Source organism: Pseudoalteromonas sp. SANK 73390, from assembly GCF_054966645.1.
The window spans coordinates 35877-52484 of the sequence record NZ_ARPN01000114.1; the positions used below are offsets into that span (position 1 = coordinate 35877).

A 16608-nucleotide genomic window follows, 5' to 3' on the forward strand; every position below is an offset into this window, starting at 1 on the left:
TTAAAGCGTTTACTTGGCGCTCAAAATTTATTAGGTCAGTGAAACCTTAAATGATTCGTAAGATAAGTAGTTCAGTAATTGAAAATAAATATTTACAATAAAATCTATTCAAAGAAATTTAGCTGCGCTTAATGGGTTAGTGCAGCTATAAGGTTAATTGTCAAGTAAAAAGCTTTCTGCACTTTTCACTTTGATTTGAACTATGTCATTGATCTGTATATTACTTAACGGGCGCGAATTTAAATTAACGGCTGTTGCGCTTTGCATATTTACGTTAATGATTTTTACTTGCTCTATAGTTTGCATCGTGGAATTTATCACCGAACCTTTACTGGTGATGATGCTGCTCTGATGCATGATGGAGAGTATTTTTCCAGCCTCTAAACCATGGGCTTTTCCAAGGTTAATCACTACCTGATCATTATCTAAATATAAGATTTTTCCTTTGGTTGGAATACAAGAGACAGCTGCATTCATATCTTGGCTGACTTTATTAAATACTTCCTGGATCTCTTGAGCATAATGAGAGTTCCAAAACTTTTCACTGTGCACATCTATTAATTTTGTTTTTTCAAAAGGCCAAACCCCCTGTGTAGCATAGTGCTGCTGCCAGACTCTTTCATAGGTCAGCGCATCATACAAAGCAAAGTCGATTTTAAAGCTTCTTGCGTATTTATCACTTTGCCAAAAAGCATATTCACTGTTTAGTTTATCTGTATCAGCAATATCAGTAATCTGGCTTAATAAAACATATTGGCTATTACTGTTCATTGCGATTGTTTCGATAAGCAAAGGATTATAGTTAAATTGCTGAGAGAAGTACTCTGTTACGTCTATTGAGATATTAAGGTATGGAATTGGTTTTATAGTATTTGTCCGCTCATTCAAGGTATTAAACAGCCTTTGAGAGGTAGATTTAGCGATGTCAAATATTTGACCCATACGAGCTTGGTGCGGCTGTGTCAATTGGCTTTGAGTAATGGCTATCTGTTTATTAAATTGCTGTTCAAGGCACTTACCTTGCGTTGTATAAATATCTAGGTGAAGAGTAACGCTGTATTGGTCCTGTTCCTTATTTTCACTTACTAAGTTGACTTGCTGTATTTCACCATGAGATTGAATTTTTAGTTCATCTTGGCTTAATATGCCATCGGCCACGCTTTGCACGCTACTTACGGTTGCGCCAGAAAAAATAAGTGCTTGTGTTATAGCGTCTTTGACGGCTGCTTGTCTTGCTTGAGCAACATCGCGACCTTGAGTACTTGCATAACCAACAACTTCATACCATTCTGCTTTGACAGCAGTACTGATACAAATAAGTGCAAGTAAAGTGATAGCCTTAATCATAATTAGCGCCTCAAAAATATTATACTGAGTTAGAAGCAAATCATGTACCACAATTTATGGCAAGAATTGTGCATAAATAAATACTAGTAATCTTGTAAGGTGATCAACCATGAATATCGAAAAGCAAACAAACCGAGTCGGTCTTATAAGTATAGTGGTGCTTTTGTGCTTTATAAGTGGCTGTAGTAGTTTATTTGATAAGCACATTGAATACGAGTATGTACAACCTGATAACTACCCTGTGTTAAAAGCAATAGGGTATGCACCACTGAGTGCACAGCCTGGTATAAGCAGTTCACAGAAAATGTTAATGGCAGTTAAGGTCTCAAAACTTGAAGCATACCGTGAACTAACGGAGCAAGTGTATGGTCAGAGCGTCACGTCTAGTATGACTGTTAAAGGTGCTGTAGCCCAAAGTGATGGCTTAAAAAGTCAAGTGAGAGGGGTGATCCGTGGCGCTAAAGTTGTGAAAAGCTATGCTGCAGGTGATACATACGTTACAGAGCTAGAGTTAGATATGAAGCGTGTTCACGACCTTTATATAAGCCAAGCGAAGCCAAGAAAAATTAAGCGAGTTACTTATTATTAAGTGCCGATTGAACACGTTATGAGAGGCTTTAATCGGAACAATTGTGAAGATAGAGCCTTTAAACATTAAGCTTTAAGGTTTTTAACTAGTTCATTATTTTGAGAAACAACAGCACCGTCTTGGCTATATGTGACGGATGATGGAGCACCAATTAAAATTTCCTTCAGGTCTTTAATACTGAGGTTGGCTTGGTGGGCAGCTTGAGCATTGACTTCATTTTTTTGTTTACATTCTATCAGCAGGCTTTCTATCTTTGCAGTAATTACTTTAGCTTTTTCCTGTTCAAATAAGTACTTATCAAAACCAGATATCTCTTTATCTAGCTTTTGAATATTGTTAAGTAGTGTTAGTTTTTCTCTTGCTAAATCTTTGAGTCCATCACCTTTTCTTGCTGCCAATGACTTAAGCTCACTATCTAGCAACTGGGTCAAAGTTGATAAATGAGTGAGCTGTTTGTCTAGCTTATGGACACAAAGGTTTAGCTGATCATCCATACATATCAAACTCAAATGCGGCAATATTCTTCGCTAACTTTTCAGCATCAACCTGATATTTACCTTCGCTAATGGCCTTTTTCAGTTCAGCGACTTTATCGCTGTTAAAGGCTGGCGCTTCTTGTGCTTTGTCTTGTAAGTTTTTGAGTTGACGCGCTTGTGGTGTCAAACTTACAGAATCTGCAGCCGCTTTTTGTGGCGCTTTAGAAGGTGCGCTATTCGCGTTGACATCATTTTTTTGCAACTCAGCTTTTTGTTGCTTAATATTATTAAGCGCGCTGTTTGTTTGCGATTGACCTTTTACGTTATTTACCATGACCATGACCCAAATAAAGTTTCTTGCCTAATATATCGGCGTCTGTGACTATAACTTTAGCAAAAATTTTAGATATTCACCTCAACAGAATCAACATCTTTTACTCTTCCAGACACTATCTTTCCAGACTTTTGATTTTTAACCCGAATTTGTTCACCTAAATTACCGTCTTGCAATGCTATACCTGATGTTTTTATAGTCAAAGTCGGTGTTTTAGCATAAATGTTCACAATATCGCCTTTGCAAACCATACAAATTTGATTCATGCCTATGGGCATGCCTTCTCTTAGAGTACGCTTACTTCGGCTACCAATCAATAAATTAAAATCTTCAATATAAGATGATCTCACAAAGTGTTTAGGTCGATATTCAAGTTTCAAGTGTTGCTCAGTTAAAAGCTCTCCTTTGCTGATCATTTCTTTACTTACAATCACTGGGAATAATTCTTCTATGCGAATATGTACATATTGAGTCCAACCAGATAAGTCGTCACATTTAAGTTGTACAGTGACTTGTCGATTAAATGGTGGTGTGGCATTAGTCGATACGTCCAGTGGCGTTTTACATTGGCGTGTGGCAAGTCTCGAATCTAAGGGTATTGCATAAATTTGCAAATTAGAGTCGGGCTTAGTGATTGTTAGACTTGAGATATATGAACGAGCAGCTTCCTCGAGTGCTTGATTATTGAAACCTTGGGCATAAACTTCACAACTGAGTAGAATGTATACCATTGTGGTGAAAAACGCTGAAGTTTTGGTTTTTTTTAACAAACTCATGATGTTTCGACTATGCTTATCATGTGAAAAAGGGTATAAAGATTTTGCGTTAATTGTGACACCTCTTCAAGAGTTATTGTTTCTTCATTAACGTCTGCAAGTATCGTTCCGTTAAGCATTATTAAAGGTAGGAGATTGAAATGGCAGGTATTTTAGACTCAGTAAACCAACGGACTCAGTTGGTTGGGCAAAACCGCCTAGAGTTATTGCTATTCAGGCTTAAGGGTCGACAGCGTTTTGGCATTAACGTTTTTAAAGTACGTGAAGTGCTGCAATGCCCGCCACTAACTAGTATGCCTAAATCAAATTCATTTGTTAGGGGCGTTGCGCACATTCGTGGGCAAACTATTTCTGTGATCGATATGTCACTCGCTGTAGGGGGTCCTGCAATTGAAGATATACATAACTGCTTTATAATTATCGCAGAGTATAATCGTTCAGTTCAGGGGTTTTTGGTTGGTGCTGTGGAGCGTATCGTTAATATGAATTGGGAGAAAATAATGCCACCGCCATCGGGGGCTGGTCGTTATTCCTATCTTACTGCGGTAACAGAAATAGAAAATGAATTGGTTGAAATTCTTGATGTTGAGAAAATTCTCAACGAGATTTGTCCTGTAAATACAGAGGTTAGCCAAGATATCGTTTCTGATGGTGAGATGCAAAAAGACTTGGGTGAGAGAATTGTGTTCATTGCTGATGATTCAGCTGTTGCTCGAAACCAAGTTAAAAGAGCGCTTGAACCGCTGGGAGTGCAAACTGAACTAGCTAAAAATGGTAAAGAAGCATTGCTAAGGTTGCGTGAAATTGCCGAGATGGATTGCCAGAATAACATTACTGAGCGTGTTGGCTTATTGATTTCTGATGTTGAAATGCCAGAAATGGATGGATATACGCTCACTGCAGAAATAAAAGCAGATCCAAAATTGGCACCATTGCATGTTATCCTGCATACTTCTTTGAGTGGAGTATTTAATCAGGCAATGATCCAAAAGGTCGGTGCTGATGATTTTATCGCAAAGTTTAACCCTGATGAATTGGCAGCAGCCGTGAAAAAGTGGGTTCACTGTGACTAATGAATGGCGGTAATACATTGGAAAATAAGCATCTTCAACAAAGCGAATATGATCAGTTTAGAACTTTTCTAGAGCAGCAGTGCGGTATTGTGCTAGGCGATAATAAGCTTTATTTAGTTAAAAGTCGTTTGGCCCCCCTAATGGCAAGATTTGGGGTTGATACGTTATCAGCATTGGTGAGCAAAACGCTTAGTCCACATGAACGGCAATTACGTGCCGCAGTCGTGGATGCAATGACAACGAATGAAACATTATGGTTTCGTGACGCCTATCCGTTTGAGTTATTAAAAACAAAAATTTTTCCTGAGTTTAATGACTTGCGTAGACCTATCAAAATCTGGTCTGCAGCCAGTTCCTCTGGCCAAGAGCCTTACTCTATTGCTATGTCTGCAAGTGAGCATCAAAGCAAAAGTGCAGGGTCTTTGAAAATGGGTGTACAAATAACAGGCACTGACATCTCTAATACCATGTTAGATATGTGCAAAAACGCAGAATATGATGCTCTGGCTTTAGCGAGAGGGTTGTCTGCTGAACGTCGGAAGAAGTTTTTTAAAGACAGTGGCAATGGCATGGCGCAAGTTGTCGATCCTGTTAAAAAGATGGTGAACTTTAGGCACCTAAACTTGCTGGATTCTTACGCGTTGATGGGGAAATTTGATGTTATTTTTTGCCGAAATGTACTCATTTATTTTTCACCAGATGTAAAGGCAAAAATTATTTCTCAATTTGCTCAAGCACTAAACCCCAAAGGGTATTTATTCCTTGGTGCCTCAGAATCAATGGCTGGATTAAGCGATTCATTTGAGATGATACGTTGTAATCCAGGGATAATTTACCAGAAAAAACAATAGTCTATGGCGGTTTCTCCGCCATTTTCATTTTTGGCCCACCTTTTGCTTTAACTTCATAGAGTCAAATTTTTGGAGTTGTGTTATGGCAATTAGTTTTGATAAGGCTTTGGGCGTACATCCCCATACTATGCTTATTCGTTCACAGCGTGCTGAACTTTTAGCCAGTAATATAGCCAATGCTGACACCCCTGGATATAAAGCGAAAGATATTGATTTTGGGCAGGCATTTAAAGCGGCAAAGTCTAGTCAGCAAAGTGGCAACAGCATGGTTCGAACAAACGAAAATCACCTCAGTGGCGGTAGCAAACTGACCGGAGGGGTTGAGTTATTTCGTAATCCAAATCAAACAGATACAGGTGATGGTAACTCGGTTGATGTACAAGTGGAACGAAACTTGTATGTACAAAACTCATTAGAGTACCAAGCTAGTTTGCGATTTCTATCTGGTAAGTTTAAGGGCTTGAAAAAAGCCATTGGTAGTCAAGGTCAAGGGTAATTACTATGAGTTTATATAACGTATTTGATATAGCAGGTTCAGGTATGAGTGCTCAGAACATTCGCCTGAATACGACTGCCAGTAACATTTCAAACGCAAATAGTGTCAGTTCGAGTCAGGATAAAGTTTACCGAGCTCGTCATCCAGTATTTGCCGCTGAGTTAACTAAGGCGTCTTCTATACAAGACCCAACCAGTTTAGGAGCGTCAGTTGGGGTTAAGGTATTGGGAGTAGTAGAAAGCGATAAGCCTCTACAAGTTGAATATAATCCTAATCACCCAAGTGCAGATAAGGATGGTTACATCTATAAGCCAAATGTGAATGTGGTTGAAGAGATGACGAATATGATCTCAGCATCACGCTCATATCAAACTAATGTACAAGTAGCAGACGCTGCTAAGCAAATGCTTAGCAAAACCTTACTGCTTGGTCAGCGCTAACGGGAGTATAGCTGATGAGTAATGATATTAATGCGGCATCACCTTCAACATATATGGATTCTCTTCGTTGGTCTGAGCAAAAGAAACCAGAAGAGAAAAGTGATGAGTTAACTCAGGAAGACTTCTTTTCATTGTTAACTCAACAGTTGTCTTTTCAAGACCCAAGTAAGCCTGCTGATAACGATCAAATGATCGCGCAAATGACTAACTTTACTATGGCTGAAGGTATTTCAAATCTCAATAGTAAGTTTGAGCAACTATCTGCGTCAATGACCTCTAATTCGGCACTGCAAGCTTCAACTTTAGTTGGTAAAAAGGCGTTACTAGAGTCTGATACAATTGAGTTTGGGTCTGATGGATTATCTAAAGGTTCAGTCATTGCTCAGTCACCTGTAGAGAAGTTAACTATTAGCATTTATGACGATACAAATCAGCTTGTTAGACAAATTGACTTAGGTAGTAAGCCTGCAGGTGCTGTTCGCTTTGAATGGGATGGAAAGAACTCCGATGGCACAACAATGCCTGAAGGTGAATATTCAGTAAAAGCTGAGGGCAGTGTTAATGGGCAGTTTTCTAGTTTACCCATGGCAACATTTAAAAATATTGACAGTGTTAATATAAATGGCGCCAATGGCATCATTATTAATACTAAAGCGGGTGCAGTGAGACTCACTGATGTCGCCGAAATAGCATAAATATTTAAGTAACAGATTTAACCTTAAGTAAATAGAGGTGAGAACATGAGTTTCAATATAGCACTAACCGGTTTAGCAGCGGCCCAAAAAGATTTGGATACGACTGCAAATAACATCGCTAATGTAAATACCACAGGCTTTAAAGAGTCTAGGGCTGAGTTTTCTGACGTATATGCAGCATCTGTATTCAGTGCGGGTGCCACTAAAAATGGTGATGGTGCACAAACAACGATGGTTGCGCAACAATTTCACCAAGGGTCTTTAAAGTTTACACAAAACTCTTTAGATTTGGCCATTACGGGTGAAGGATATTTTGCCACCAGTGAAGATTTAAGCTCGCAAGATTATGCTTACACGCGAGCAGGGGCTTTCAAGTTAAATAAAGATAACTTTATTGTTGACTCCAAAGGTAATTTTTTACAAGGTTTTCCAGTTGATGCAAGTACTGGTGATACTACATCAGTGAGCTTAAGTACCTCAACGGCGTTGCAAATTCCTGATGCATCAGGGTCACCGCGTGCCACTAATAATGTCTATACATCATTTAATCTAGACTCACGGGCCTCGGTTCCTACGCTGGCTTTTGACCCAAATCAGTCAGCGTCGTATAATTCATCAACCTCTACTACATTATACGACTCACTAGGTGAGCCGCATGTTATGCAGCTATTTTTTAGAAAAACAGCCGACAATGACTGGAGTGTTTATGCCACCATGGATGGTAAACAGTTTAACCATCGAGGTGATGAAGTTGAAGCTGTAACGCCTGTGGCTAGTACACCTATTTCTATGTTTCGTTTTGACTCAAGCGGTTTACCTAGCGCAACAGTCGCTGACCCGCTTGCAGCACCACCCCTTTATAATGCAGTGGCACCGGGCACGACTTTTAATGCATTGACAATACCAGGCTTGGTGGCTGGCGGTAATCCAGGGTTGTCTGAACTACTAGGCAATGGCGCGACTTTTCCTAACGATGTAATTGTCAATTGGCGTGATGAGGCTAACACCACGAATAAGCTGCCAACGCAATACGCAAGTCGTTTTGAAGTAAAAGCATTGGAACAAGATGGCGCAACGGTTGGCAGATTAGCAGGCATTGATATTGGCGCTGATGGTAAAATTGTGGCGTCATACAGTAATGGCGATTCTACTTTCTTGGGTCAAGTTGCTATGGTTCGTTTTTCCAATTCTCAAGGCCTACAGCAAGTAGGAAATACGTCTTGGAAAAAGAGTCTAACCTCTGGTGAGCCAATTGCAGGAGAGCCAGCTTCTGGAACTTTAGGTACAATTAACTCATCTGCATTAGAGCAGTCAAATGTTAATTTAACCAATGAGTTGGTTGACTTGATCAGTGCACAACGTAACTTTCAGGCTAACTCTCGAGCACTTGAAGTTAACTCAACCATTCAACAAAACATCTTACAGATCCGATAGGTTCAGTTTGATAAAAAAGCCGCAATTTTTTGCGGCTTTTTTGTGGTCATATCTTTTCTATATTTCCGTCATATCTTTGGCAGTTCTTATTATATTGGCTGTGTTTTTCTGGCACTAAAATTGCTTTATTCATTATATGAAAAATTATTTAGGCCAGAACGATGGATAAAATGCTATATGTGGCGATGTCCGGTGCTAAGCAGAATTTGCGAGGTGTGGCGATAAAAGCCAATAATCTTGCCAATGCCAATACGACTGGTTTCAAAGCCGACTTTGCGCAAGCGCGTTCTATGCAAGCTTTCGGTGAAGGTTTACCAACACGTGTTTTTGCGATGCAAGAACGCCCTGGTACTAATATGACAGCAGGCCCTGTTGTAGAAACTGGTAGAGATTTAGATATATCCGTTGCACAAAAAACGTGGATCAGCGTAATGGATGAAAGTGGAAATGAAGCATACACCAAAGTAGGTAATTTTAATATTCGTGCAGATGGGGCATTGATCACCAGTCATGGACGTCAAGTTGTTGGCGAAGGTGGGCCAATTATCTTGCCAGTACCTGTTGATAAAGTGATATTTAGTGATGATGGCTCAATTCAAATTCGTCCTCAAGGCGCACCCGCTAATTTTATGGAAGTGGTAGATCGCTTAAAAATTATTGAAGCAGACAATAGCCAATTAGAAAAAGGCAATGACGGTTTGTTCAGGCCAAAAGAAGAAACACTGGTGAATGGTTTGTGTGGGTTTTGCGATATTTCGCCAACTGCACGAGTCATGAGCGGCACGTTAGAGCGTTCTAACGTAAATCCCGTGCATGAGATGGTTGATTTAATCAATCATCAACGCCAGTTTGAAATGCAAATGAAACTAATGAAAACAGCGGAAGAGATAGACGAGCGTCACGTGTCTCTACTGCGTATCGTCTAACCAAGTGAGGTAGATATTATGAACCCAGCATTGTGGATCAGTAAAACAGGCTTAGACGCCCAGCAAACTGACATAGCCGTTATTTCCAACAATTTAGCGAATGCGAGCACAGTTGGATACAAAAAAAGCCGTGCTATATTTGAAGATTTACTTTATCAAAATATTAATCAACCTGGCGGCCGATCCTCTCAAGATACCGAGCTGCCCTCTGGTTTGATGCTAGGTGCGGGCTCTAAAGTGGTAGCAAACCAAAAGAACTTCTCACAAGGTAATATGCTTAGTACTGAGAACTCGTTAGATTGGATGATACAAGGGCCTGGTTTTTTTGAAATTCAAATGCCAGATGGCACAACCGCTTATTCGCGTAATGGTCAGTTTACCACAGACGAAGAAGGGCGAGTTGTTACTCCTGGTGCTGGCTTTCCTATTCAGCCACAAATGAATATCCCTGATGATGCACAATCAGTGACGGTGTCACAAGATGGTGAAGTGTCTGTGGCAATCGCGGGTCAGGCAGAGAATGTGGTTATAGGGCAGTTGGTCATTAGCGACTTTATTAACCCATCAGGTTTAGAACCAATCGGGCAAAACTTGTATACCGAAACTGCTGTAAGTGGTGCACCGGTACAAGGTAATCCGAGTGTTGACGGTTTAGGCTCAATCGTGCAAGGCGCATTAGAGACATCTAATGTAAATGTAACGGAAGAGTTAGTTAATTTGATTGAAACTCAGCGAGTTTATGAAATGAACTCAAAGGTTATTTCAGCAGTAGATGAAATGCTAAGTTACATCAATCAACAGTTATAATTTTTAGGGGGCAGTATGCGTGATTTTAGCTTAGCAATTTTGGTAACCGTTTTACTTTCAGGATGCGTGTCAACACAAAACGCTGATGTGCAAAGAGATGACCCATACTATGCGCCAATGTATCCAGAACAACAAGCCGATCCTATTGTGGCAACAGGTTCGCTATTCAGTCAGCACCTTTCTAATGATTTATACTCTGATAAGAAGGCACTGCGTACAGGCGATATTATTACTGTCGTACTGAGAGAGTCTACACAGGCATCAAAGGCTGCTAATAATCAAACAGACAAAGAAACCGATGCTTCTCTTAACCCTGTGACTGGATTGGGTGGTTCTGCTATTAATATAGGTAAAGAGAGCCTTCAGTTTGGTTTGGAATCAGAGTCTTCATTTAAAGGAGATAGTCAAGCAAATCAGTCAAATAGCCTAGTTGGTAACATTTCAGTCAATGTGATGAGAGTTTTACCTAATGGTAACTTAGTGATTAGAGGCGAAAAGTGGTTAACGCTTAATACGGGTGAAGAGTTTATTAGGCTAGAAGGTTTGGTTAGGGCTGCGGATGTAAATGCTGACAATACAGTGCAGTCGAACAGAATTGCTAACGCGAGAATCCAATATTCGGGCAAAGGCCAGCATCAAGAAACACAAAGCGCTGGGTGGTTGGCTCGTTTCTTTATGAGTACATTACTGCCATTTTAAAAGGTAAAGACGATGAAAATGTTTCTTATAGTATGTGTTGTACTAGGTAGTTTGTTCTCACAGTGTGTACGTGCCGAACGAGTAAAAGACGTTAGTATGGTTGAAGGTGTGCGTTCAAATCAGTTAGTGGGTTACGGTTTAGTAGTTGGTCTGCCAGGTACGGGTGAGCAAAGTCGATTCACTGAGCAAAGTTTTAAAGCAATGCTAAGTAGTTTTGGTATCACCATGCCATCGAGTCTAAAACCAAAGATAAAGAATGTGGCTGCTGTTGCTGTGCATGCAGACTTACCGCCATTTGTAAAACCAGGTCAAAAAATTGATGTAACGGTTTCTTCTATCGGTAGTGCAGGGAGTTTGCGCGGTGGAACATTATTACAGACCTTTATGAAAGGTGTGGATGGCAATGTGTATGCGATTGCTCAGGGCAGCCTAATTGTGGGTGGTTTAGGTGCCGAAGGGTTAGATGGAAGTCGTGTGGTCATTAATACGCCTACAGTGGGGCGTGTGCCAAATGGAGCAATGGTTGAGCGTGCTGTCAAAAGCCCATTTACGCAAGGTGATCATATTACCTTTAATTTAAATAGCCCTGATTTTACAACGGCAAAGCGTTTAGCAGATACAATTAACGCTTTAGTGGGCCCTAATAGTGCTAAGCCTTTAGATGCAGCCTCAGTTAGGGTTATTGCGCCAAGAGATCCATCCCAGCGTGTGGCCTACTTATCAACACTTGAAAACTTAGAGTTTAAACCCGCGGATACGAATGCCAAAATTATTGTTAATTCACGCACTGGCACAATTGTTATTGGCAAAAATGTGAAGCTGCAGCCTGCAGCAATCACCCATGGTGGTTTAACTGTAACGATTGCAGAGCAGCAAAACGTTGCTCAGCCGCAGGCATTAGCACAAGGTGAAACGGTGGTAACACAACAAAGTATTATTGATGTTGATACCGATGATTCACGGGCATTTGTGTTTGACCCAGGTGTAAGCTTAGACGATCTTGTTCGTGCTATTAACCAAGTTGGCGCAGCACCTGGTGATTTAATGGCTATTCTTGAAGCGCTTAAAGAAGCTGGCGCTATCAATGGTCAATTAGTCGTCATCTAAAGTTTTATTTTTAATCATTCAGTTAGCCCCGAAATATCGGGGCTTTTTTTGGCTTACTTCTTGCATTTATTTACACATGATTTTCAACATGTGTCGTTAGCAGATGAATACTAATCCGTTAGACAAACAGAATTTTTTTGATTTAGGTGATCTTAATACCCTACGTCAAGATGCCTTAAAAAGCGGCACTGACCCTCAAGCATCTAATGAAGCACTTAAAAAAGCGGCGCAGCAATTTGAGTCGATTTTTACGCAAATGCTTTTAAAGAGTATGCGCAAAGCGAATGAGGCGATGGAAGATAAAGAAAGTCCATTTAATTCAAGTAGCGTCAAGTTCTTTGAAGAAATGCACGATCAGCAGTTATCTGTTGAGCTTGCAGGAAAAGGGAGTTTAGGCCTTGCAGAACTAATTGTTCAACAACTAGCTCCCAATGGTGAGGGCTATACGCCAGCTTCTGTTTTACGTACTAATGCAAACTTACAAAGCGATAAAATCGCCAATGGTGAAGCGACGTCTCATGTGGCACAAAAGTCAGCCGATAAATCAGAGAACCAGGATGATTTTAAAGACCCTGAGTCATTTGTTGGGGCCCTTTGGAGTCATGCAAAAGAAGCCGCACAAAAGATAGGGCTGAATCCTGCTGTAATGGTAGCTCAAGCTGCATTAGAAACAGGTTGGGGTAAGCATGTGATTGCAAAGCCGGATGGCTCTAGTAGTTTTAATTTGTTTAATATCAAATCTGATAAGTCTTGGCATGGTGAGAGCGCCAAAAAGCTGACACTGGAATTTGAGCAGGGGCTGCCAGTGCAAAAGCAAGCACACTTTAGAGCATATGATTCTATTAAAGAAAGCATTAGTGATTATGTCGATTTTTTACAAAATAACCCAAGGTATGAACAAGCGCTCAAAAAAGTAAAAGAGCCGGCCCAATACCTTGATGCTTTGCAAGAGGCAGGTTATGCCACGGACCCAAATTATGCTCAAAAGATTAAAAGTGTGCTACAGCGTGGAGAGTTTAAACAGATGCTCTCTTCTTTGATCCGCCAAGGAGTAAATTGATATGACCTATGATCTTATGAATATAGGCAGTCACGGCATTCGTGCCAGTAACGAGTTACTGCAAACAACCAGTAAAAACATCTCTAATATGAATACCAAAGGGTATATTAGAGAGCGTACTGAGCACACAACAATGATTGGCAATCAAGTTGGTCGTGGCGAAACAGTTAGGTTACTTAATGATTTTGCTCAAAAACAACTTAATAGAGACATATCGAGTAAGTCTTATTATGAGCAATTTGTAACCGAATCATCTCGTGTTGATACCTTGTTTTCACAAGAGTCGAATAGCCTAAGTACCAGCATCAATTCTTTGTTTAATAATTTACAAGAAGCTGCTAACCAACCTTCATCGTCTGTAACACGCTCTTTATTTATGACTGATTCACAAAACTTAGTTGACCAAATGCATCGCTTATCGGGTATTGTTTTTGATCAACAAGGGATTGTGAACGAGCAACTGAATGTATACACCAGTGAAGCAAATAATTTGATTGAAAATATCAGCAATCTAAATAGTAAAATTACAGCGAGCCGAGGACAAGAGGGTTCTAATGTTGCTAATTCAGTTTTTAATGAGCGAGATGAAGCAATTAAAGATCTTGCTGAGTTAGTTGATATCGAAACAATAGATGGTCCTAATGGTGAAAAGATGGTTTTTTTAGGATCTGGTCAATCGCTAGTTATGGAAAATGGTACGTTTAATACACTAGCTCTTAATGGTGACCCTGACCCAGAAGTTAAAGAACTCAAGTTGGATGTAGCAAATGGCAATGCAGTCGCATTAGATGTCGATATTGCTAACCTAAAAGGAAAAATTGGCGGCTTACTGGCGTTTAGAGATGAGATTTTGCACCCTGCTCAAAACCAAATTGGGCAAATAGGCCTTGCTTTGGCTGATGCATTTAATCAGCAGAATCGCTTAGGCATGGACCTTGATGGCAATATGGGGCAAGACATTTTTAAAATCCCAACCGTACAAGGTTATGCTTATCAAGATAATACTGGTACAGGCTCAGTGACCGCAACGGTAGAGGCAGGGTTGGGCGAAAATGTTCCTGCAACTGATTTTCGAGTTACTTTTTTAACAGCGACAAGTGTTGAAGTGGCAGCCATAGATGCCAAAGGTAACGTGATTGGTACTCCTACAACAGCCAATGTGACCGGTGGTGTTGTCAATTCAACGACAACGGTTCCAGCGGGCGCTGATTTATTTGGTTTGGACATATCCGTTGCTGCGGGTGCCGCAGTGAATGATAGCTTTTTAGTTAAACTTAATTCTACAACGGCAAGTTCTATTTCGCTAGAGACAGACAGGCCAAATCACTTGGCTTTAGCATCGCCTATACGCACAAACGCAGGTGCGAGTAATGTGGGTAGTGGTACTATATCAGCAGGGCAGGTAACGAGTATTGGCACTGGCTTTAATGCGACTTCCACGCCAGGTAATCCACCGGTACTGACAAATGGTGCGATCACCATTACCAAGACCGCAACAGCAAATGAATATCAAATTACAGATGGCAGTGGTACTAGTACTTTCACGATTACCCCACCTAGTAAGAATATGTTGACGCAAGCTGGGGCACCATTTAATGGCTATGGGTTTAACTTTGATATTGAAGGACAGCCTGCTACGGGTGATACATTTACTCTAGAAGTTAACACGGGTGGTTTTGATGATAACCGTAATGGTTCTGCTTTATCTCAATTACAATCGAGTGAGTTAGTACGAAAAGATGTGATAACCACGGCAGTGGCTGATAATTTAGCGACTTTCAATGAAGCATACGCTGGGCTAGTGACTGATATTGGTGTTGTGGCCAATCAAGCCAAAACCAATGGTGCTGCTTTTGAAGCGTTAGCGAATCAGTCAGAAGCGTGGTTTGAGTCAATGTCGGGCGTAAATTTAGATGAAGAAGCGGCTAATTTACTACGTTTTCAACAATCTTATTCGGCATCAGCTCAAATCATTTCAACAGCGCGATCTGTTTTCGATACACTACTTAGTGCTGCGAGGTAATTATGCGTTTATCAAATAATTTGATGTATAAAAATAGTTTAAACTCAATCTTGAACAATCAACAAGAGGTGAATAAATCGCAGCAGCAGGTTAGTACACAAAAGCGTGTGTTAAGTGCCAGTGATGACCCATCTGCTATGGCAAGAGCGCTGCTATATGGAGATAGAATTCAGACTAATGAGCAATACACGAAAAATACCAGTATGTTGAATAGTCGTCTTGAAACGCAAGAAACGGTGCTAGATAATATTAATGAATCGTTGTTAAAGGCGCAGCAACTAGCAATACAAGCAGGTAACGGTGCATTAACGGCCTCAGACCGGGCGGGTATCGCTGCAGAGGTCAATACCATTAAAACTGCTGTGCTTGATTGGATGAATGCAAAATCTGAAGACGGTCGGTATATTTTCTCTGGATATCAAGACAATACTCAAACTTATGAATTTGACCAAGTTGCCAATGAATATACATACAGGGGTGACCAAGGGCAGCATAAAATTAAAGTGGCGGAGGGAGTAGAAATACGCTCTAGTGATAATGGTTTTGATGTGTTTGAAAAGGTTAGCAAGCGATTGAATATAGATAGCACCTCAGTAGCACCTGCAACGGCTACAGTCTATGTTAATGAACAAGGCTCGTTTGATAATTTTCACAAAGCGAACTATAACGCTGATCCAGCAGCCCCTGCAACTGCCAATACAATCACTATAAATGTTACATCAGCAACAACATTTGATGTGGTTCAAGGTGGCGCAACCATCCAAAGCGGTACGTTTAGTGGTAATAGCTTAAGTGCTGCAGGTATGGATATGACTTTTGCTGGCGCAGCGCCAACTTCATTTAGTTTTGATTTGGAAAAACCAACAACTCAAAATGTGTTAAATACATTGGATAATCTGAGTACGGCGCTGACAGATTCAACACTTGGTAGTGTTGATTATCAGCAAGCACTTGCTGATGCTATGGTTGGCTTAACCAACGCTAAAAATGTTGTTTCTCAGACTCAATCGGGGTTAGGTGGCAGATCTAACACTGTTGAAAGTATCTTATCTGCAAATCAAGCACTTGATATAAATAATAAATCTGCCAAAGCAGACTTGGTTGAGATTGATATGGCAGAGGCAATCTCGAATTTAACTAAGCACGAGACAGCATTGCAGGCTTCTCAGGCAACATTTGGCAGGTTGTCGAGCTTAACGCTATTAGATTACATTCGTTAGTTCATGTTCATTGCAAGTACTTCAGGCTCCTAAATTTAGGCGTCTTTTTAATTGCAGTGAACAAGTAGTAAAATATGTCTCATTCTAGCCTTATTTAATGCAATTGCTATAAAAACAATAAATCTTACATAATATATTGATTAGTATTAAGTTAAATTTTAAGAACAAAATTCCCCCAAAAATATTGATGCTTCATAACTGTTAATTGAAACAATAAAAACAAATTTAAAACAAAAGGTTATAAAAAACAAAAAA

At 40.2% G+C, this 16608-nt stretch carries 18 protein-coding genes; 14 read left to right on the forward strand and 4 right to left on the reverse strand.

The window, feature by feature from the left end:
- Positions 1-153: 153 nt before the first annotated feature.
- A complete protein-coding gene (locus tag SANK73390_RS15995) occupies positions 154-1347 on the reverse strand; it encodes a flagellar assembly protein T N-terminal domain-containing protein (protein WP_462767237.1) in 1194 nt (397 codons plus the stop codon).
- 109 nt (positions 1348-1456) lie between these two features.
- Between SANK73390_RS15995 and SANK73390_RS16000 the strand changes: the two genes are divergently transcribed.
- A complete protein-coding gene (locus SANK73390_RS16000; protein ID WP_462767241.1) occupies positions 1457-1936 on the forward strand; it encodes an LPP20 family lipoprotein in 480 nt (159 codons plus the stop codon).
- Positions 1937-2001: 65 nt separating this feature from the next.
- Here the strand turns inward: SANK73390_RS16000 and flgN are convergent, their stop codons facing one another.
- The 3 genes from flgN to flgA all read right to left on the reverse strand — a co-directional run bounded on the left by flgN (position 2002) and on the right by flgA (position 3522).
- Complete coding sequence (gene flgN, locus SANK73390_RS16005) at positions 2002-2430, reverse strand: flagellar export chaperone FlgN (RefSeq protein ID WP_462767244.1); 429 nt, start codon at positions 2428-2430, stop codon at positions 2002-2004.
- Positions 2423-2746 (reverse strand): flagellar biosynthesis anti-sigma factor FlgM, encoded by a 324-nt coding sequence (gene flgM, locus SANK73390_RS16010; RefSeq protein WP_462767247.1) that lies wholly within the window; start codon positions 2744-2746, stop codon positions 2423-2425. Before flgM ends, flgN begins: the two co-directional genes overlap by 8 nt.
- 68 nt (positions 2747-2814) lie before the next feature.
- Entirely contained in the window at positions 2815-3522 is a 708-nt protein-coding gene (gene flgA, locus SANK73390_RS16015; protein ID WP_462767249.1) for a flagellar basal body P-ring formation chaperone FlgA, read from the reverse strand.
- A gap of 140 nt (positions 3523-3662) precedes the next feature.
- On the opposite strand from flgA, the gene SANK73390_RS16020 reads away from it, so the two are divergent.
- The 13 genes from SANK73390_RS16020 to flgL all read left to right on the forward strand — a co-directional run bounded on the left by SANK73390_RS16020 (position 3663) and on the right by flgL (position 16353).
- On the forward strand, positions 3663-4595 hold the full coding sequence (locus tag SANK73390_RS16020; RefSeq protein ID WP_261594795.1) for a chemotaxis protein: 933 nt from the start codon (positions 3663-3665) through the stop codon (positions 4593-4595).
- Between the two features lie 17 nt (positions 4596-4612).
- A complete protein-coding gene (locus tag SANK73390_RS16025; RefSeq protein ID WP_462767252.1) occupies positions 4613-5446 on the forward strand; it encodes a CheR family methyltransferase in 834 nt (277 codons plus the stop codon).
- Positions 5447-5528: 82 nt separating this feature from the next.
- Positions 5529-5942, forward strand: coding sequence for a flagellar basal body rod protein FlgB (gene flgB / locus SANK73390_RS16030; RefSeq protein ID WP_261594793.1), 414 nt, complete (start codon positions 5529-5531; stop codon positions 5940-5942).
- A 5-nt stretch (positions 5943-5947) separates the two neighbouring features.
- Positions 5948-6382, forward strand: coding sequence for a flagellar basal body rod protein FlgC (gene flgC / locus SANK73390_RS16035; RefSeq protein ID WP_261594788.1), 435 nt, complete (start codon positions 5948-5950; stop codon positions 6380-6382).
- Positions 6383-6396: 14 nt separating this feature from the next.
- On the forward strand, positions 6397-7077 hold the full coding sequence (locus SANK73390_RS16040) for a flagellar hook assembly protein FlgD (protein WP_462767256.1): 681 nt from the start codon (positions 6397-6399) through the stop codon (positions 7075-7077).
- A gap of 45 nt (positions 7078-7122) precedes the next feature.
- Positions 7123-8511 carry a flagellar hook protein FlgE gene (gene flgE, locus SANK73390_RS16045; protein ID WP_462767258.1) on the forward strand — a complete coding sequence of 463 codons (1389 nt, stop codon included), beginning with the start codon at positions 7123-7125 and terminating at the stop codon, positions 8509-8511.
- A 161-nt stretch (positions 8512-8672) separates the two neighbouring features.
- Positions 8673-9437: a flagellar basal body rod protein FlgF gene (locus SANK73390_RS16050; RefSeq protein ID WP_261594785.1), complete on the forward strand. Its 765-nt coding sequence runs from the start codon at positions 8673-8675 to the stop codon at positions 9435-9437.
- An 18-nt stretch (positions 9438-9455) separates the two neighbouring features.
- Positions 9456-10244, forward strand: a complete 789-nt coding sequence (flgG, locus tag SANK73390_RS16055; protein ID WP_261594784.1) for a flagellar basal-body rod protein FlgG — start codon at positions 9456-9458, stop codon at positions 10242-10244.
- 15 nt (positions 10245-10259) lie between these two features.
- On the forward strand, positions 10260-10943 hold the full coding sequence (gene flgH / locus SANK73390_RS16060) for a flagellar basal body L-ring protein FlgH (protein WP_462767262.1): 684 nt from the start codon (positions 10260-10262) through the stop codon (positions 10941-10943).
- A 12-nt stretch (positions 10944-10955) separates the two neighbouring features.
- Entirely contained in the window at positions 10956-12050 is a 1095-nt protein-coding gene (locus SANK73390_RS16065) for a flagellar basal body P-ring protein FlgI (RefSeq protein WP_261594782.1), read from the forward strand.
- A 103-nt stretch (positions 12051-12153) separates the two neighbouring features.
- Complete coding sequence (flgJ, locus tag SANK73390_RS16070) at positions 12154-13110, forward strand: flagellar assembly peptidoglycan hydrolase FlgJ (RefSeq protein WP_462767264.1); 957 nt, start codon at positions 12154-12156, stop codon at positions 13108-13110.
- A 1-nt stretch (position 13111) separates the two neighbouring features.
- Positions 13112-15133 (forward strand): flagellar hook-associated protein FlgK, encoded by a 2022-nt coding sequence (gene flgK / locus SANK73390_RS16075; protein WP_462767266.1) that lies wholly within the window; start codon positions 13112-13114, stop codon positions 15131-15133.
- A 2-nt stretch (positions 15134-15135) separates the two neighbouring features.
- Positions 15136-16353, forward strand: a complete 1218-nt coding sequence (flgL, locus tag SANK73390_RS16080) for a flagellar hook-associated protein FlgL (protein ID WP_462767268.1) — start codon at positions 15136-15138, stop codon at positions 16351-16353.
- The last annotated feature ends 255 nt before the right edge of the window (positions 16354-16608 follow it).